The organism is Streptomyces sp. NPDC018000 (genome assembly GCF_044328025.1).
In the GTDB taxonomy this organism is placed as follows: Bacteria; Actinomycetota; Actinomycetes; order Streptomycetales; family Streptomycetaceae; genus Streptomyces.
This window is the reverse complement of sequence record NZ_JBIRGM010000003.1, coordinates 363,536-382,052: the sequence shown is the minus strand read 5'-3', so window position 1 is coordinate 382,052 and position 18,517 is coordinate 363,536. Positions and strand designations below refer to the sequence as shown.

Sequence of the window (18,517 nt, the reverse complement as noted above, 5' to 3'; positions counted from 1 at the left end):
GCGGACGGGTGGCCCGCAAGCCCCGGCCGAGCGGCCGGGAAGACTCTCACTCCAGGATGTGACGGCCCTCCGGCTGTGCGCTGCACGAGGCCCGGAAGGTGCAGTGCGTGCAGTGCTGGCCGGTCGTGGGGGTGAATCGTTCGTCCAGGACCCGCCCGGCGGCCGTGGCCAGCAGGTCGGAGACCCACTCGTCGGAGAGCGGTTCCTGGGCCTGCACCTTGGGAAGTGCGTCGCCGCCCTCCTTCTTGGGGGCGGGCTGGCGCAGCTGCACGAGTTCGGCGCCGCCGGGCACGGGACGGCTGCCGTCGAAGATCTCGTCGACCGCCCCTTCCCGGACGGCCAGCTGGTACACGGCGAGCTGGGGATGGCGGGCGACCTCGTCCTTGGTCGGGGACTGCTTGCCGGTCTTGAAGTCGACGACGTACGCGCGGCCCTCGGCGTCCTGTTCGACGCGGTCCATGGAGCCGCGGATGCGTACCTCGTACTCCCCCGCCTCCAGCGTCACGTCGAAGTCGTGCTCGCTCGCGGCGGGGGTGCGGCCGGCGCGGTCCATGACGTGCCAGCGCAGGAAGCGTTCGAGGGCGGCTCTGGCCTGTTCCTTCTCCTGCTGGGACTTCCAGGGGGCGTCGAAGACGAGCCCGTCCCAGACCGAGTCGAGCCGCTCCATCAGGACGGCCAGATCGGCGGGGGTGCGCCCGGAAGCCACCTCGTCGGCGAGTACGTGGACGACGTTGCCGAAGCCCTGTGCGGCCGTCGCCGGGGCGTCGGCCTTCACCTCGCGGCCGAGGAACCACTGGAGCGCGCAGGTGTTGGCGAGCTGGTCGAGCGCGCTGCCGGAGAGGGCCACGGGCTGGTCCCGGTCGCGGAGCGGGACGGCGGAGCGGGTCGGCTCGTACAGGCCCCACCAGCGGTAGGGGTGGGCTGCGGGTACGAGCGGCTGGCCCTCGTCGTCGGTGAGCGCGGCGAGGCGGGCGAGGCGGTGGGCGGCTTCCTCGCGCAGGGTTTCCGAGGCGTCGGGGTCGACGGTAGTGGCACGGAGTTCGGCGACGAGCGCGGCGACGGCGAGCGGGCGGCGCGGCCGGCCGGTGACATCGCGCGGTTCGGCGCCGAGCTCGGTGAGGAAGCGGGACGGCTGGTCGCCGTCGTCGGCGGGCGCCTTGACCGCGGTGACGACGAGACGCTCGCGGGCGCGGGTCGCAGCGACGTAGAAGAGGCGGCGTTCCTCGGCGAGGAGCGCACCGGGGGTGAGCGGTTCGGCCAGGCCGTCACGGCCGATCCGGTCCGCTTCGAGCAGCGAACCGCGGCGGCGCAGGTCCGGCCAGAGCCCCTCCTGCACTCCTGCGACGACGACGAGGCGCCACTCCAGGCCCTTCGACCTGTGCGCGGTCATCAGCCGTACGGCATCGGGGCGCACCGCGCGCCTGGAGAGGGTGTCGGCGGCGATGTCCTGGGCGTCGACCTCCTCCAGGAAGTTGAGCGCGCCGCGCCCGCCGGTGCGTTCCTCGGCGCGGGCCGCGGTTTCGAAGAGCGCGCAGACGGCGTCGAGGTCGCGGTCGGCGTTGCGGCCGCCCGCACCTCCGCGCAGCACGGCACGCTCCAGCCGCCCCGGCCACGGAGTGCCGGCCCACAGCTCCCACAGGGCTTCTTCCGCGGTACCGCCTCCTTCGAGGAGCTCGCGCGCCTTGCGCAGGAGCGCGCTGAGGCGCTGGGCGCCGCGGGCGTACGCCGGATCATGCGTGACGAGCCGTTCGGGCTCGGCGAGCGCCCGGGCCAGCAGGTCGCCGGAGGGCGGTGGTACGCGATTCCCGGCAGCCCGCTCCTCGTCGCGCAGGGCCCGGCCGAGTCGGCGCAGGTCGGCCGCGTCCATGGAGCCGAGGGGGGAGGCAAGGAGGGTCAGGGCGGTTTCGGTGTCCAGCCAGGACGGCGCTTCGGGGGCGGTTTCCTGATCGGGGGCCTGATCGGGGGCCTGATCGGGGGCCTGATCGGGTTCCCGGTCAGGAGGAGCAGGAGCCTCCGCTTCCTTTGAGGCCGGGGCCTGCTTCTCCGCGCCCGGCGCGCGCGGGTGCAGGGCCGCCGTGGCGACCGCGCGGAGGGCCGTGAGGAGCGGGGCCACCGCCGGTTCATGCCGCAGAGGGAGATCGTCGCCGTCGACCTCCAAGGGGACACCCGCCGCCGTCAGGGCCCTGCGCACCGAGGGAATCGTGCGGCCTCCGGCCCGTACGAGCACCACCATCTCGTTCCACGGGACGCCGTCCTCCAGATGCGCCCGGCGCAGCAGATCGGCGATGTTGTCGAGCTCGGCGGAGGCGGTCGGGTAGGTGTACGCCTCCACGCCGCCGCCCTCGCGGACCGCGGCGAGTTCCCGGTGGGCGCGGACCTTCGCCGAGGGCAGCCGGGTCAGCGGCATCCGGCGGGTGAGCAGCCGGGTGGCGGCCAACAGCTCTCCGCCGGAGCGGCGCGAGGTCGTGAGGACCCCGACGGGGGCCGGGGCGCCGTCCGCCCGCCGGAACACCTCCGGGAAATCGAGGATGCCGTTCACATCCGCACCCCGGAAGGCATAGATCGACTGGTCCGGATCACCGAAGGCGACCAGGTCCCGGCCGCCCCCGCCGCCGGGGGCGCTCCCCCGGTTTCCGGCCAGCGCATGCAGCAGCCGCACCTGTGCCGGGTCCGTGTCCTGGTACTCGTCCACGAACACCGCGTCGTACTGCCCGGCCAGCAGCGCCGACACCTCGGGGCGCTCCGCAAGCAGCACGGCCCGGTGCACCAGCTCCGCGTAGTCCAGCACCCCCTGCGCGTCCAGCACGTCCAGGTACTCGGCGAGGAACTCGGCGGCGGCGCCCCAGTCCGGCCGGCCGGTGCGGCGGGCGAAGTCGGCCAGCGCGTCCGGGCCCAGACCCAGCTCACGGCTGCGGGCGAGCACCGCCCGTACCTCGTCGGCGAAACCGCGCGTGGTCAGACAGGCCCGCAGCTCGTCGGGCCAGCGGATGCGGGCGAAGCCGTCCTGTTCCAGTCCGAGCTGGCCGGCGAGCAGCTCACGGACGGTGACGTCCTGTTCCGGTCCCGAGAGCAGCCGCATCGGTTCGGCGAAGAGGTCGGCGTCCTGATGGGCGCGGACCAGTGCGTAACAGAAGGAGTGGAACGTGGTGGCCTGCGGACCGCGGGCGGCACCGAGCCGGGCGGCCATCCGGTCGCGCAGCTCCACGGCGGCCTTGCGGCTGAAGGTGAGGACCAGGATGCGGTCCGGGTCGCCGCCTCGTGCGACACGTGCGGCGACCGCCTCGACGAGCGTGGTCGTCTTGCCGGTGCCCGGTCCGGCGAGCACCAGGAGCGGGCCGCCGGGATGATCAACCACCGCACGTTGCGCTGCGTCCAGGAGGGGGGGATCCACGGAGCCCGGCGGGGTGCGCACCAGTCGGTACGCGCCCGCGGTCCTCCTACGCCCCTGCGGGCGTGGGGGGACCCCCTGCCGTGCCTGGCGGGGCGGACTGTGCCGGGTGAAGGAGGAGCTCACGTGGATCGCCGGTCCTGGTGGGTGTACTGGTGATGAGGGTGCGGTGCGTACCGCGAACTGTCGACGCTACGCCAGCGAGGGCGCGGTCCGGGACGGGTGAGCTGCGTGCCTCGTCACGTTCCGCGCCATGGGCGCCGTCCAGTGTCGCTTCGTGTTCCACATCACGCATCGGGCCCGGCGCCGCCCGTTGCGCCCCCGAATGGCCCAAGCTGTCAGATGTGAGCACCTTCGCCCTTGTACCTGTCCGCGTCCGTACCGCCGGTGACGCCGTCCCACCGCGCCCGCTTCATGTCGAGGCGCGGCAGATGGCCCTCCGCGCTGCGCGACGCCTCGCGCAGCGGGGTGCCCTCCTCGCGGTAGTGGTCCAGCGCCCGCAGTTCGTGGCCGGGCAGCAGTGCCCCGTCCGCACGCACCACGCGCCACCACGGCACCGCGGCCCCGTACAGCGCCATGACCCGGCCGACCTGGCGCGGGCCGCCGTCGCCCAGCCACTCGGCGACATCTCCATACGTCATGACACGGCCGGGCGGAATCAGCTCGGCGACATCGAGCACCCGCTCCGCGTACTCCGGCAACTCCTCGATCGTCCGGTCGCCGCTGGTCCCATCGCCGCTCGTCCGGTATTGGCTCATCCACTCCATCCTGCCGTACACCACCGACAGTCCGGCCCGATCCGTGTGCGCCCGTTCACGGGGCGTGCGCGCGGGAGCAAAGGAGCGTATGTTGCGCTTCGCGTGTCCGCGCAGTGCACCCTGACGCCCTTCTCGGCCGCCGGGCCGTGCCACCATCGTGCGGGCGGTGACCGGTGATACGAGACCACGAAGACCATTCAGAGGCGACGAAGGAGCAGGGCGTGCAGCCACCGAAGGCGGCGGACGCCCCTGACACCGAGCCGCGCCCGGACGCGTCGGACGGACCCGTCGAAAAGCCCGGTGCGGAGCAGGAAAAGCGCGGTACGGAGCAAGGGGAGGGGCCCGAGCACCCGATCGGCTCGGCGCTCTCGACGGCCGCGGCGGAACAGACCGAGCGCGTCTCGGGGGACGAACCGTTGCTCCCCGCCCGGGTGCACCGCCCCTCCGATCTCATGCGGCTCCTCATCGGCGTCCTGGCGATCGCCGTCCTTTTGTCGATCGCCGCGTTCGCCCACGGCACGACCACCGGTCTCGAACAGGACATCAGCAAAGGCACAGGCCAGGCACCCGACATCCTGATCAAGAGCGCCGGTCTGATCTCCAGCATCGCCGTGCTGCTCGTCCCGGTCGCCTTCGCCATCGAGCGGCTGATCAAACGCGACGGACTACGGATCGCGGACGGCGTGCTCGCCGCCGTACTGGCGCACGGGGTCACGCTCGCCACCGACCTCTGGGTGGCCAAGTCCGCGCCGGCCACCATTCAGGACGCCCTGACCCAGCCGCAGCCCGGTGACGGGCTCACCGATCCCGTGCACGGCTATCTCGCCCCCGTGATCGCCTATATGACGGCGGTCGGGATGGCGAGACGGCCGCGCTGGCGGGTCGTGCTGTGGGTGGTACTGCTGCTCGACGCGTTCGCCATGCTGGTCGGCGGCTATACGACCCCGTTCTCGATCGTCCTGACCGTGCTGATCGGCTGGAGCGTGGCGTACGGCACGCTGTACGCGGTCGGCTCGCCGAACGTACGGCCGACCGGTCAGCATCTGATGGCCGGTCTGCGCCGTGTCGGCTTCCACCCGGTCAGCGCGATGCGCGCCGAGGAAGCTCCCGACTCCGGCGACCAGAGCGACCGCGGGCGCCGCTATCTCGTCACCCTGGAGAACGGGCCACCGCTCGATGTGACGGTCGTCGACCGCGAGCAACAGGCCCAGGGCTTCTTCTACCGGATGTGGCGCAGGCTCACCCTGCGCGGCATCACCCCGCACCGCTCCATCCAGTCGCTGCGCCAGGCGCTGGAGCAGGAGGCGCTGCTCGCGTACGCGGCGATCGCCGCCGGGGCCAACGCACCCAAGCTGATCGCCACCTCCGAGCTCGGGCCCGACGCCGTGATGCTGGTGTACGAGCACATCGGCGGCCGTTCCCTGGACGCGCTGGAGGACTCCGAGATCACCGACGAACTGGTGCGCGGCGCCTGGCGTCAGGTGAAGGCGCTCCAGTCGCGGCGCATCGCGCACCGCAGGCTCACCGGCGACGCCGTCCTTGTGGATCGTGCCGGCAAGGTGTTCGTCACCGATCTGCGCGGCGGCGAGATCGCGGCCGGTGATCTGGTCCTGCGGATGGATGTCGCGCAGCTGCTGACCACCACCGGTCTGCGGGTGGGTGCCGAGCGGGCCGTCGCCGGCGCTCTGGAGGTGCTCGGCCCCGATGCCGTCGCGGACTGTCTGCCGCTGCTCCAGCCGCTCGCGCTGAGCCGCTCCACCCGGGCGACCCTGCGCCGGCTCGCCCGGGAACGCTCGCAGCGGGAGCGCGAGGCGGTGCTCGACGCCTCGGACGCGGCCAAGCGGGCCAGGGCGCTGGAATACGGGACGGCTCAAGAGACCTCCGCCCCCGGTGCGGGCCCCGATCGCAAGGTTGCCCGAAAGTCGCTGCGCAATCAGAAGCAGGCCGAGAAGCGGGCCCTGGAAGACGCGCTGGAAGAGGCGCGCGAGGAGGATCTGCTCTCCCAGATGCGGCGGCAGGTGCTGCTGATCCGGCCGCAGGCACCGGTCGAACCGGTACGGCTGGAGCGCATCAAGGCGCGCACCCTGGTCAGCTGCATCGCCGGCGCCATCGCCGCGTACTTCCTCATTTCACAGGTCACCCAGGCCGACTTCGGTGCCGTCGTCGAGCAGGCGGAGTGGGGCTGGGTGGCGGCCGCGGTCGGCTTCTCTGCCCTCAGCTATGTCGCAGCGGCGATGAGCCTGCTGGGCTTCGTGCCGGAGCGGGTGCCGTTCGGCAAAACCGTGCTGGCGCAGGTAGCCGGGTCCTTCGTGAAGATCGTCGCCCCGGCCGCGGTCGGCGGTGTGGCGCTGAACACCCGCTTCCTGCAGCGTGCCGGGGTTCGTCCGGGGCTCGCCGTGGCGAGTGTGGGCGCCTCGCAGCTGTTCGGTCTCGGCTGTCACATTCTGCTGCTTGCGCTGTTCGGCTACCTGACCGGCACGGAGAGGACCCCGTCCTCGCTCACCCCTTCCAGGACCGTGATCGCCGGGCTGCTGACGGTCGCCGTGCTGGTGCTGGTGGTGACGGCGGTTCCGTTCCTGCGGAAGTTCGTGGTGACGCGGGTGCGGTCGCTGTTCGCCGGAGTCGTTCCGCGCATGCTCGACGTGGTTCAGCGGCCGCAGAAGCTGGTGACGGGCATCGGCGGAATGCTGCTGCTGACCGGCCTGTTCGTGATGTGTCTGGACGCGTCGGTCCGGGCGTTCAGCGGTCCGGATGTGCCACATCTCAGCTACGCCAGCATCGCGGTGGTCTTCCTGGCCGGTAACGCGCTGGGGTCGGCGGCGCCCACACCGGGCGGAATGGGTGCGGTCGAGGGTGCGCTGACGCTGGGGCTGATCGCGGTCGGCCTGCCGAAGGAGGTCGCGGCACCGGCCGTTCTGCTGTACCGCCTCCTGACGCTGTGGCTGCCGGTGCTTCCCGGCTGGCTCTGCTTCAACCATCTGACCCGCAAGGGCGAGCTCTGACCCGCAGGGCGAGCTCTGATCCGTACGGCAAGATCTGATCCGTACGGCAAGATCTGACGGCTCCTCAGCTGTAGGGCGGGCCTGTCCGCAAGGCCGGTCGGGCGACCGGGTGACACTCTGCCACCCGCTTGGACCGGTGCCTCGTGCACCGGTCCGGTCCCGCCCACACGATGGGGCCATGAGGACCTCCCCCGCCCTGCGTGCCGCCGCTCTCGCCGCCGCCGTCTCCGTGCTCCTTCCCATCACCGCCTGCTCGGAGAGCGGCAACAAGGACGGCCCGGACGGGCCGCAGAACTCTCCGCTTGCGGCGAATGCCGTCGAAGCGAGCAACTCCGGCGACCTCGCCTCCCAGAAGCTGACGTGGAAGCCCTGCCCGGCCCCGTCCCCGGAGCAGGGCAGCGGAGAGGCACCGTCTCCCCTGCCGGGCGGCACCCCCTGGGAGTGTTCCTTCATGAAGGTCCCGCTCGACTACGCAAATCCGGGCGGCGAGACGATCGAGCTGGCGCTCATCCGTGGCAGAGCCAAGAACACGGACAAGCGGATCGGCTCCCTCATCTTCAATTTCGGCGGTCCCGGCGCCTCCGGTGTCGCCACCCTGCCCGCCTTCAGCACCGACTACGACAAGCTCCGCGCGCGCTACGACCTGGTCAGCTTCGACCCGCGCGGGGTCGGCCGCAGCGCGGGCGTGGAGTGCGAGACCGACCGGCAGCTCGACGCCCGCTACGAGACCGACAGCACTCCGGACACCCCCGCCGAGGTGAACGCCTTCGTCAAGAACACCAAAACGTTCGCGTTGACATGCAAGAAGAACTCCGGCAAGGACCTCCCCCACGTCGGCACCACCAACGCCGCCCGCGACATGGATCTGATGCGTCAGGTGCTCGGAGACAAGAAGCTGTACTACTTCGGCATCTCGTACGGCACCGAACTGGGCGGCGTCTACGCGCACTTGTTCCCGAAGAACGTCGGCAGGTCGGTGCTGGACGCGGTGATCGACCCGACCCAGAACTACGAGCAGTCCTCGCTCGGCCAGGCCAAGGGGTTCCAGCTCGCGCTGGACACCTTCACCAAGGACTGCGCGGACCGCGGCGAAGCCTGCAGGCTCCCCGGTACCACCGGGAAGGAGGTCGAGCAGGGGATCTCCGGCCTCCTCAGCCGGCTGGAGAAGAAGCCGATCCCGGGGCTCGGGTCCCGGCAGCTGACACAGACCCTGGCCACCACCGGCATCGCAGCCGCCCTCTACTCCCAGGAGACCTGGCCGCTGCTGGAGCAGGGGGTGGACGAGGCCGACGGCGGGAATGGCGCGCTGCTCCTCGCCCTCGCGGACTCGCTGAACGGCCGTGCCAACAACGGTCGCTACGACAACTCGATGGCCGCCAACACCGCCATCAACTGTGCCGACTCCAAGCAGCGGTTCACCGCGGACCAGACCAAGGCGAAGCTCCCGGAGTTCCGGTCCGCCTCGCCGGTCTTCGGTGACTATCTGGGCTGGGGCCTGATGGCCTGCACCGGCTGGCCGGTGGCGGGCGCCTGGGAGACGCCGGACGTCAGCGCGCCGGGCGCTGCCCCCATCCTCGTCATCGGCAACACCGGCGACCCGGCGACCCCGTACAAGGGAGCGAAGGCGATGGCCGACGCGCTGGGCAAGGGTGTCGGTGTGCAGATGACATACAAGGGCCAGGGGCACGGCGCGTACAACAGCGGCAACGCCTGTGTGCAGACGACCGTGGGCGACTATCTCCTGAACGGCAAGGTTCCGCCGGTCGGCAAGACCTGCACATGACGCGGAACGCGTGCATGCCGAAGGGGCCGGTCCGCAGTGCGCGGACCGGCCCCTTCGGCATGCTGAGCGTTCAGGCCGGTCGGTCTTAGTACACCGGCTTCTCGGGCTCGATCTGGTTGACCCAGCCGATCACGCCGCCGCCCACGTGCACCGCGTCGGCGAAGCCCGCCGACTTGAGGACCGCGAGGACCTCGGCGCTGCGCACACCGGTCTTGCAGTGCAGGACGATGCGCTTGTCCTGCGGGAGGTCCTGGAGGGCATTGCCCATCAGGAACTCGTTCTTCGGGATCAGCCGGGCGCCGGGGATGGAGACGATCTCGAACTCGTTCGGCTCACGGACGTCGATGATCTCGATCTTCTCGTCCGCGTCGATCCACTCCTTGAGCTGCTTGGGAGTGATCGTGGAGCCGAGCGCCGCCTCCTGGGCCTCCTCGGACACGGCGCCGCAGAAGGCCTCGTAGTCGATGAGCTCGGTGACGGTCGGGTTCTCGCCGCAGACCGCGCAGTCGGGATCCTTGCGGACCTTGACCTGGCGGTACTGCATCTCCAGGGCGTCGTAGATCATCAGTCGGCCGACCAGCGGGTCGCCGATACCGGCGAGCAGCTTGATGGCCTCGGTGACCTGGATGGAGCCGACCGAGGCGCAGAGCACCCCGAGCACGCCGCCCTCGGCGCAGGAGGGGACCATGCCCGGCGGGGGCGGCTCCGGGTAGAGGCAGCGGTAGCAGGGGCCGTGCTCGGACCAGAAGACGGAAGCCTGGCCGTCGAAGCGGTAGATCGAGCCCCAGATGTACGGCTTGTTCAGCAGTACGGCTGCGTCGTTGACCAGATAGCGGGTGGCGAAGTTGTCCGTGCCGTCCACGATCAGGTCGTACTGGGCGAAGATGTCCATCACGTTGTCGGCTTCGAGCCGCTCCTCGTGAAGGACCACATTCACATACGGATTGATGCCCAGCACCGAGTCCTTGGCGGACTCGGCCTTGGAGCGGCCGATGTCGTCCTGACTGTGGATGATCTGGCGTTGCAGGTTCGACTCGTCGACCTCGTCGAATTCCACGATGCCGAGCGTGCCGACACCGGCGGCGGCGAGGTACATCAGGGCCGGCGAACCGAGACCGCCGGCGCCCACACAGAGCACCTTTGCATTCTTCAGCCGCTTCTGTCCCTCCATCCCGACATCCGGAATGATCAGGTGGCGGGAGTACCTGCGGACCTCGTCGACGGTGAGCTCAGCGGCCGGCTCGACCAAGGGTGGCAGCGACACAGGAACCTCAACAATGCAGGTGGTCGGTTTCTACGTACGTCATCTACGTACGGTTGTTCTTCCCGTAACACTGCCACGCCGCTTCTCATTCCGAGATACCAAGTCCGATCCGCGAGACAACTTCATCCCAGTACCTGGGCAGCGCCGCGAATGGGTCCATTTGTCCGTGCCGGTCGTCCCGGTCCGTGAAGAAGACCGTGCCCGCGCCCTGCCAGCGGGCGATGCGCATGGCCTCTTCGAGGTGGGTTCGCGGAACGCCGTGGACGAAGTGTGCGAACCGGTCCGGCGGGTAGGCGGCGGTCCACTCCGCCACCTGCGACCAGCGGTAGTCGGCCCACGGTCCGGAGAAGGTGACCAGCTGGTCGGCGGCCTCGGCATAGCCCGGATACGGATGGGTGCCCAGCCCCAGCACCAGCAGCCTGCGCTGCTCCCCGCGCTGCTCCACGGGGTCGCTGCCGCTGTCGTCGAGAAGCGTGGCGAGTGTGCTGGTGAGACGGCGGACCGACGCGAGGTCGGCACGCCCGGCCGGGCACCGGCCGAGATAGAAGCCGTCGACGCGGTACCAGTCGAGGAAGGACTGCGCGTCGGCGATCAGCTCGCCGAAGGGGCGACTGCCGAAGGCCAGATCGAGATGGCCGAGCAGTCGGCCGCCCGCAGCCCGGACGGAGTCCCGCGGGGCCTCGCCGTGCACGGCCCGCTCCCGTGCGTTGCGGAGCCGGCCCGCGGCCTCCAGGCAGTGCGGGTCGGGGCGGGCGCCGGGGCCGTTGTCGATGTTGAGGACCGCCCAGTGCAGCGGGGTGCCGGGGCGGATGAGCTCGGCCCATTCGGTGGGGGCGAGCAGCGGATGCGCGTAACCGGGGACGCCGAAACCGAGCTGTTCGGCACCGCTGGTCCGGCGGGCGGTACGGGTGGGGGTCAGATACGGCACGCCGCCTCCATCCAGATGTCGGCGAGGGACTCCTCCAGATTGATCCGGGGGCGCCAGCCGAGCCGGTCCCTGGCGGTGCGGACGTCGGCCTGCTGCCAGGCTCCGCAACCGTCCGGGTAGGGGGACGGGGTCGCCGAGAGATGTTCGATGACCGATTCGGTGGAGGTGCGCGGGGCTCCGATGGGCAGCCGGGGCGGGGGCGCGTCGAGTTCGTGGAGCGCGCCCGCGTACCCGGCGACCCTGGCGAGGACGGCGGCCGCGTCCCGGAGCCGCACGGCGCGGCCGGTGCCGATGTTGACGACGCCCTGCGCGGCGGAGAGCGAGGCGGCGTGCACGGCGCGCGCGACATCGCGTACGTCCACGAAGTCGCGCTGCACGCCGAGGCCGCTGAGCTTCAGCTCGCCGTCACCGGACTGCATGGCCCGGCGCATCGCCTCGGCGAGCCTGCCGAGCGGGGAACCGGCCGGGGTGCCGGGGCCGACCGGGGAGAAGACCCGCAGCACGACCGCGTCGAGGCCGGAGCCGAGGACGAGTTCGGTGGCTGCGAGCTTGCTGACGCCGTACGGCCCGCCGGGGCGCGGAATTGCGTCCTCCGCGGTAGACGAGCCGGGCTGCGACGGCCCGTACTCCGACGAACAGCCGACCTGGACGAGCCGGGCCGTACAGCCGCTGCGCCGCATCGCCTCGCAGACGGTGGCGACGGCGACGGTGTTGTGGCGGGTCAGATCCCGGGCCCCGCCGCGGGTGGCGCCCGCGCAGTTGACGACCACTCCGGGGTGGACGGCGTCCAGGAAACGGGTCAGCGCGCCGGGGCTGCCGCCGGCGAGGTCGAACCGTACGTCGGAGTCGTCTCGGCGGCCGAGCGCCGTGAGGTGCACGGCGGGGTCGGCGAGCAGGCGGTCCGCCACGAACCGGCCGAGGAATCCGTTGGCTCCGAGCAGCAGCACCCTCATCGCGCGCCCCCTTGGTGCCGACGGCGGGCTGCCGGTGCGGGGGATTGGGGGGTCATGTCCAGTGTCTCCTCAGGGAAGTGTGGTGCGGTACGGAGGGAAGACCCGCGGCGTCGGCTCCGCGGTCTGTGTGCGGGTGGTTCGTACGCGGGGTGGAGCGGTGGTGCGGCTTCGGTCGCGTGGGTTACGCGGTGGAGCGGTTTTCGTCACCGGGTGTGGTGTGGGCGGATGCCCGGGAGAGAGCGACGGTGGCGGTGATCAGCAGCCCGAGCGCGGCTGCGCCACAGGCAACGGCGGGTACGGCTTCGGTGCCGGCCACCACGACAAGGGCGTCGACGGGACGGGCGAGAAAGTGCAGATCGGGCAGCCGCCCGGCCAGGACCAGGGCGGGTGCCAGTGCTTCGAGGGCGCAGGCAGTGGCGAGCCCGACGGCGGCGGGTTCGGGGAAGCCGTGCACGGTCAGCAACCGAGCCAGCAGGAGCAGCACACCGAGCGCGGCCGCCCCGACGAAGGCGCCGCCGCCCCCGTATCCCAGATGCGCGACGTAGAGCAGCCCGGCGAGGACGCACAGATGGAGTGCGACAGCTCCGAACAGCAGGGGGCGCACACCTGCGGCGAACTCCTCCGGTGCGCTGCTGCCGACGAGTTTGCGGTGCGCGTGTACGGAGAAGAGGTGCGCGCACCAGGCGGCAGGGGCGACGGAGAACGCCAGCCCCAGCAGCGGTGCGGGGGTGAGCGTCCACGGGCCTTCGGGGCCGCCGCTGAGTACCTGGTCGAGCAGCGCGTCGCCGTACAGGACATGGCCGAGGAGCCAGCAGCCGTACACATGGGCGGTGCCCGAGGACCGGCCTTCGGCGTGCAGGGGGCCGCTGCGCAGGCTGAGGGCGAGTCCGACCATGGCGACGAGCGCTCCGGTGAGGGCGATCACAAGCCGTCCCTGACCTCCGAGCACCCCCTCGGTGAGCCTCAGTGCACCGACGGTCGCGATGCAGGCGGCGCCCGGCACCAGTGCGCGGAGCGACCATTCGGCGCGCGTCTCGGTGTCGCGCCCGGGCGCGCGAAGTCCTGTTGCGGGCGCCCCCGCCGCGGTGGGAACCGGGGCGAAGAGTTCCTCGCCGAGTGAGAAGACATCGCGGTGCCGGTAGCGGGCTGCGGCGCGGTCGGTGACGCCATGGGCTTCGAGCCCTGCGGCGATCTCCAGCGGATCGACGGCCCGCTCGCACAGCTCGCGATGGCGGTGCATCAGCGATTTCACCGGGTCGGCGGGGCCTCGGCGCGAGGCGTGGAGCTTGCACGCCGGAACGGCACTCGCGATCTCGGGGGCGCGGGGAGCCTCGGCTCCCTCCCTGGGGGCCTGCTCCGCGGCGGCTTTCTCGGTGGCCTTCGGGGCGGGGGCGGGCTCGGCGCCCGGAGCCGTGACGGGAGCAGTTTCGGCCGATACGTCACCGTCCTCGGCGACGCGAGAAGCCTCGTCCCGAGCACCGTCGTCCGGCACGCCCACGGGCTCGACCGCAGTTGCCGCCACCACTGCCGGGTCCGGGCCGGCCGGGCCCCGTTGCTGTTCACACATCGCCGCCACCCGCTCCCCACAATGCCGCGCAGACGGTCCGGGGCTCGGCGGCCCGGTTGGACGTGCGGTCGGCCGCGCCTGCCGGGACGTCCTCGTCGGCCGTCCACAGTGGCGCCGTCCGCACCCGGCCGGCCTGCGCCAGGAGCTGGACCCAGCCCTGCGCTTCCTGGTCGGAGGAGCGACTGAGCACAAAGAGAGCGGACTCGTGCCGCGCGAGTCCGCGCACCAGACGGTCGCACCAGAGTCTGGACTCACCGGTCGCATACGGATGACCACCGTCGGTGAGGAGTCCGATCCGCACGAGTACACCCCCGATCTCCCTTATGGGTGGCCGCCGCTGGAACGGCGACGCACAGGGGGACGACCGTAAGCGGATACGCCGGTGGTGCGACGGACGGTTGTCCGTCGCACCACCGAAAGGGGTGAACCGTCGTAACTTTCCCGCACCGCCGGCGTTCTGTCGGGCTATGGGGGCGATCGGTCACACAGGGTCGGAGCGCAGCCGGCTCCTTGCGGGCTGCGCGGCGCACCGCCGGGTGATGAGCACCGGGCCGACGACCACCGGAAGGTCCACATGCTTCACGGCGTCGACGAGTTCTCCCCCATGCGGGGACGTGAACCGAATCGACACCATCAGTCCACCGGATACACCCATGGGTTGGGCCGGCACTTGATCCCGTCGATGTCCAGGGACTTGGTCTGCTGCTGCATCACCGGCGCGAGGGCTCCCGGCGTGCGACAACTCGCATGGTCGTGCCCCAGCCGGTGACCGACCTCATGGTTGATCAGCATCTGGCGGTAGGCGAAGAGTTTGTCCGGGCCGAACGTCGGCGACCCCTGCGCCCAGCGGTAGGCGTTGATCATCACGCGTTCGGTCGCCGCGGAGTCGCACGAGACGTTGTCCTCGGTCGTGACCAGGCCCGACTTCCAGCACCACTCCCCAGTGGTCCCGGGACTGGCCAGGGTGATCACGAAATCGGGGTCGCCGGAGGAGATCCGCTCGAACGTCATGGCGCCGTCGTGCGCCCAGCTGCGATCGTCGTTGAGCGTCTCCTGGACGGCCCGGGCGAAGAGCGAGGCGTCGAGCCCGAGGCCCTTCTCGACATCGATCCGGTAGCGGTACTTGCGACCGCTGCCAGGGGCCTTCGCCGTGCCCGGAACCGCCTCGAACTCCCCGGACCCGTGGAGTTCCGGGGAGATCGGATAGGCCTTGGCCATCTTCTCCGCGTACGAAAGGGGCTTGCCCTGTGTCGCCTTCCGGGCCGGCCGGCCGTCCGAGCGGGAGGCACCGTCGGTGCCGTTCCGGTCGACGCCCGCGGGCTGCGCGGCACTGGTCCCGCCGCCGTCGTCGTGGGCGACCTGCCCGGCCACGACCACCGCGAGCACGGTGGTCACCGCGGCAGCCGCGATACCGGTGAGGGTGCGGCCCCTGGTGCCCTTGGCGGGCGTCGGCGATTCGGCTTCCCCGCACGGCGACTGCTCGTTCCGCTCGCCGACCGAGCTGTACGGGGCGGCGGGCGGGGCCGGTGGGGCGGAAGGTCCACGGGGTGCGGGCGGAGCGGGTGGTGTGTCGAACGCCTCGACGAACTCGCGTCGCGGTCCTGGTACCAACGGCTGGGCGCCCGCCTGCTGCTGACGCCCGGACACTGTCTGCTGAGCCCCGGTCCCCCAGCCGCCGCCGGACTCATGCTGTTCGGGGTGGCCGCCGCGGACGTGGCCGGTCTGCCGGAACGGGGTGTGCCCGTCCGCACCGTCCGGCGTGTCGGACGGCTTCCGGCGCCGCCCGCTGCCGGGCCCCGGACGTATGCCTTCGCGCTCGCTGCCCGCGTTCGCGACGGCGGCCTCGACATCCGACCCTGCGGATTCGGGGCCTTTTCGACTATGCCGTCCCACGCCCCGGATCAGCTCCCGCCGCGTTCGTCGAGCAGTTCCCGGAACGCCTGGGCGACCGCCTCCGGGTACTCCATCATCGCCACGTGCCCCGCGTCGGGCAGTGTCAGCAGCCGCGAGTCGCGGAAGGCCGCGGACGCCCTGCGTGCCATCCGGTACGAGACCAGATGGTCCCGTCCGCCGTACACGAGCTGGGTCGGTGCGAGCACCCGCTCGGCCTGGCGCCACAGTCCGTGCTGCCCGCCCAGTGTGTACGCATCGACGATGCCACGTGCCGAGCGCGCCATCGCGTCCCAGAAGTACGGCAGCTCCAGCCGACGCTCCGTTTCGGCCACCGCTGCACGGAAGTCCGACTCGGAGACGCGCGTCGGATCGCCGTAACAGAGTGCCATGACGCCGCGCGTGCGTTCTTCCGCGGTCCAGTCCCTGGTCATCCGGGCGAACAGCGTCGCGACGCCCGGAACGGCGAGCAGTCCGGTCGGTACGGCGGGCCACTGCACCCGGATCTCGGGGAGCGCGGGCGAGATGAGAGTGAGGGTGCGCACCAGGTCGGGCCGGACCGCGGCAACCCGGGTGGCCACGGCGCCGCCCAGCGAATTGCCGAACAGATGGACGGGCCCGCGCTCCTGCGCGTCGAGCAACCGGATCACGGCACGGGCATGCCCGGTGACCGAGTAGTTGCCGTCGTCCGGCGGCAGCGAGTCGCCGAAACCGGGCAGGTCGACCGCCGCGCCGTCCACCATGTCCTGGAGCAGCGGCATCAACGCCGACCAGTTCTGCGAGGAGCCGCCGAGCCCGTGCACATAGAGCGCGGGCGGCAGCCCGGTCCGCTCCGGCGGCCGGGACCGGACGGTAAGCGTCAGTCCGGGCAGCGTGACGGAGTGCAGCTCCTCTCCCTCCGCGACTCTGGGGGTGGTCACCGTGGGGGCCACCGCGGTGGCGGCGCGGACTCCCGGCAGCTCGGTCGAAGACATGCGGCAATGTTACGAGACGATCACGCCGCGCTTCATGTGTTCGCGGTCACAGACCGCATAGCGGCTCGCAGGGGTAGCTCCTAGGCTCGAAGCGAGGAAGGGAGTCACCATGACGGTCGACCCCAGCGACCCTGAGACCTTCGAGGACATCCAGCCGGACGAACCGGACCAGGAGACGCCCCGGGCGGACGCCGCCGAGCAGCGGGCCGATCTCCAGCAGCGGCAGGACGAACCGCTCACGGACATCGACCGGAACAGCGCCAATGAGGCGGATGCGGCGGAGCAGGCTCGTGTGGTCGCACAGGATGAAGATGATTACCGCTGATATGCCCCGATTTGCCCCACCGATCGACACATCTGTGGCTACCGCAGCCGTCCGGTCCGTGAAATTCTGCGTCCGCGCCGCGCGCACCCGGGTTACTCAAAAGTACGATGGCTGTATGGCGCAGCGTGCACGGAAAAGCTGTGTCCGATCACACATTTGGGAGGCGGCGTGACAGCCATCGAGCAGACCGAGGAGGCGCGCCCGCGGGGCACTCGACTGCCTCGCCGCGCCCGACGCAACCAGCTGCTGGGCGCCGCGCAGGAAGTATTTGTGGCGCAGGGATACCACTCCGCCGCGATGGACGACATCGCCGAGCGGGCCGGGGTCAGCAAGCCGGTGCTCTATCAGCATTTCCCGGGCAAGCTGGAGCTCTATCTGGCCCTGCTCGACCAGCACTGCGAGTCGCTGCTCCAGGCGGTCCGTACGGCGCTGGCGTCGACGACCGACAACAAGCTGCGCGTCGCCGCGACGATGGACGCGTACTTCGCGTACGTCGAGGACGAGGGCGGCGCGTTCCGGCTGGTCTTCGAGTCGGACCTGACCAATGAGCCCGCGGTGCGCGAGCGCGTCGACCGGGTCTCGCTGCAGTGCGCGGAGGCCATCTCCGACGTCATCGCCGGTGACACGGGACTGTCCAAGGACGAGTCCATGCTGCTCGCGGTCGGTCTGGGCGGTGTCTCCCAGGTGGTCGCCCGCTACTGGCTCTCCAGCCAGTCCGCCATTCCGCGGGACGCAGCGGTGCAACTGCTCACTTCGCTGGCCTGGCGGGGCATCGCGGGGTTCCCGCTGCACGGCATCGATCAGCACTGACGGAAGCCGCCGGGTGCGGCCGCCGCCCGTGTTCGCTGCGGGCGTTGCCCACCGACCGCTGACGGTTCCCCTCAGCGGGCTAATGTGTGCGCGTACGGCGCGGTTCACCGCGCAGGGCTGACCGTCGGAGGGACATAGCCGTGGAGGTCAAGATCGGGGTGCAGCACACGCCCCGGGAGATCGTTCTGGAGAGCGGGCTTTCCGCCGAAGAGGTCGAGAGCACGGTCGCCGAGGCTCTCACCGGTAAGGCGCAGCTGCTCAGCCTCACGGACGAGAGGGGCCGCAAGGTCCTGGTGCCGGCCGACCGGATCGCGTACGTGGAGATCGGCGAGCCCAGCGCGCGCCGCGTGGGGTTCGGCGCGCTGTAGGCAGCACGCTCGACGCAGTGACGGTGGCAGCGGCCCGGTGGGAATTCCCCACCGGGCCGCTTTCCGTTCCCGACCGCTTTCGGCCCGCGTTTGCGTCGGCCGGGCGATTCCTCTGCGAACCCTGTCCGGCGAGGGTTGCGTTCCGCATCCCCCGGGTAGTACCGCTAACGACCGATTTACCCGCCCCGCAACTCGCGAGGTGATCACTTGTGATCTTGGAATTCCTGGGCTCCGCCATGCTCGGACTCGCCCTCGCCTGGGTGGCGCTCCGCTCGCTGCCGCAGCGGCTCCCGTCCCGCCGTGCCGTCTTTGCCACCGGCGCTCTGGGCGCCCTGTTCGGGGCGTTTCTCATGCACTCGGTGCTGAGCCCGGGCCACGTCGTGGCCACGCTGATCGGCGCGGTGCTGATCGGGGCCGTCACGCTCTCGTTGCTGATCCGCCCCCGTGACCACCGCCTGAGCCGATCAGCGGCGGCCTGAAGCCGTCCGGCACGCCCTGGCCGTCCGG

General features: G+C 71.2%; 15 protein-coding genes and 1 pseudogene. 6 read left to right on the top strand and 10 right to left on the bottom strand.

Annotated features, from left to right (window positions below; translation table 11 throughout):
- Positions 1–46: 46 nt before the first annotated feature.
- Positions 47–3,514: an ATP-dependent helicase gene (locus ACH4EW_RS10200; protein WP_398254055.1), complete on the bottom strand. Its 3,468-nt coding sequence runs from the start codon at positions 3,512–3,514 to the stop codon at positions 47–49.
- Positions 3,515–3,726: 212 nt separating this feature from the next.
- Entirely contained in the window at positions 3,727–4,146 is a 420-nt protein-coding gene (locus tag ACH4EW_RS10195) for an MGMT family protein (protein WP_398254053.1), read from the bottom strand.
- A 221-nt stretch (positions 4,147–4,367) separates the two neighbouring features.
- On the opposite strand from ACH4EW_RS10195, the gene ACH4EW_RS10190 reads away from it, so the two are divergent.
- Both ACH4EW_RS10190 and ACH4EW_RS10185 read left to right on the top strand, forming a co-directional pair.
- Positions 4,368–7,148, top strand: coding sequence for a YbhN family protein (locus tag ACH4EW_RS10190; RefSeq protein ID WP_398254050.1), 2,781 nt, complete (start codon positions 4,368–4,370; stop codon positions 7,146–7,148).
- Positions 7,149–7,326: 178 nt separating this feature from the next.
- Positions 7,327–8,931, top strand: coding sequence for an alpha/beta hydrolase (locus tag ACH4EW_RS10185; protein ID WP_398254047.1), 1,605 nt, complete (start codon positions 7,327–7,329; stop codon positions 8,929–8,931).
- Between the two features lie 85 nt (positions 8,932–9,016).
- On the opposite strand, the gene moeZ is transcribed toward ACH4EW_RS10185, so the two are convergent.
- From moeZ to ACH4EW_RS10145, 8 genes and pseudogenes are all read right to left on the bottom strand, one after another.
- Positions 9,017–10,195, bottom strand: coding sequence for an adenylyltransferase/sulfurtransferase MoeZ (moeZ, locus tag ACH4EW_RS10180; RefSeq protein ID WP_398254045.1), 1,179 nt, complete (start codon positions 10,193–10,195; stop codon positions 9,017–9,019).
- Positions 10,196–10,280: 85 nt separating this feature from the next.
- Positions 10,281–11,123, bottom strand: a complete 843-nt coding sequence (locus tag ACH4EW_RS10175; RefSeq protein ID WP_398254043.1) for a spherulation-specific family 4 protein — start codon at positions 11,121–11,123, stop codon at positions 10,281–10,283.
- On the bottom strand, positions 11,111–12,076 hold the full coding sequence (locus ACH4EW_RS10170; RefSeq protein ID WP_398254040.1) for an NAD-dependent epimerase/dehydratase family protein: 966 nt from the start codon (positions 12,074–12,076) through the stop codon (positions 11,111–11,113). The genes ACH4EW_RS10175 and ACH4EW_RS10170 overlap by 13 nt, the downstream gene beginning before the upstream one ends.
- 181 nt (positions 12,077–12,257) lie before the next feature.
- Positions 12,258–13,643, bottom strand: coding sequence for a hypothetical protein (locus ACH4EW_RS10165; RefSeq protein ID WP_398254038.1), 1,386 nt, complete (start codon positions 13,641–13,643; stop codon positions 12,258–12,260).
- 88 nt (positions 13,644–13,731) lie between these two features.
- A pseudogene (locus tag ACH4EW_RS10160) lies at positions 13,732–13,944 on the bottom strand (transferase); the annotation flags it as partial.
- A 180-nt stretch (positions 13,945–14,124) separates the two neighbouring features.
- Positions 14,125–14,277 (bottom strand): hypothetical protein, encoded by a 153-nt coding sequence (locus ACH4EW_RS10155; RefSeq protein ID WP_398254035.1) that lies wholly within the window; start codon positions 14,275–14,277, stop codon positions 14,125–14,127.
- The gene (locus tag ACH4EW_RS10150) at positions 14,277–15,536 is read right to left on the bottom strand and encodes a DUF3152 domain-containing protein (RefSeq protein ID WP_398254032.1); all 1,260 of its coding nucleotides are present in this window, start codon (positions 15,534–15,536) and stop codon (positions 14,277–14,279) included. The genes ACH4EW_RS10155 and ACH4EW_RS10150 overlap by 1 nt, the downstream gene beginning before the upstream one ends.
- Positions 15,537–15,544: 8 nt before the next feature.
- Positions 15,545–16,507: an alpha/beta fold hydrolase gene (locus ACH4EW_RS10145; protein ID WP_398254030.1), complete on the bottom strand. Its 963-nt coding sequence runs from the start codon at positions 16,505–16,507 to the stop codon at positions 15,545–15,547.
- A 109-nt stretch (positions 16,508–16,616) separates the two neighbouring features.
- Between ACH4EW_RS10145 and ACH4EW_RS10140 the strand changes: the two genes are divergently transcribed.
- The 4 genes from ACH4EW_RS10140 (at position 16,617) to ACH4EW_RS10125 (ending at position 18,489) form a co-directional block, all read left to right on the top strand.
- A complete protein-coding gene (locus ACH4EW_RS10140) occupies positions 16,617–16,832 on the top strand; it encodes a hypothetical protein (protein WP_398254027.1) in 216 nt (71 codons plus the stop codon).
- A gap of 168 nt (positions 16,833–17,000) precedes the next feature.
- A complete protein-coding gene (locus ACH4EW_RS10135; protein ID WP_398254025.1) occupies positions 17,001–17,642 on the top strand; it encodes a TetR/AcrR family transcriptional regulator in 642 nt (213 codons plus the stop codon).
- A 140-nt stretch (positions 17,643–17,782) separates the two neighbouring features.
- Positions 17,783–18,010, top strand: coding sequence for a DUF3107 domain-containing protein (locus tag ACH4EW_RS10130; protein ID WP_398254022.1), 228 nt, complete (start codon positions 17,783–17,785; stop codon positions 18,008–18,010).
- 209 nt (positions 18,011–18,219) lie between these two features.
- Positions 18,220–18,489: a hypothetical protein gene (locus tag ACH4EW_RS10125; protein ID WP_398254019.1), complete on the top strand. Its 270-nt coding sequence runs from the start codon at positions 18,220–18,222 to the stop codon at positions 18,487–18,489.
- Positions 18,490–18,517: the final 28 nt, after the last annotated feature.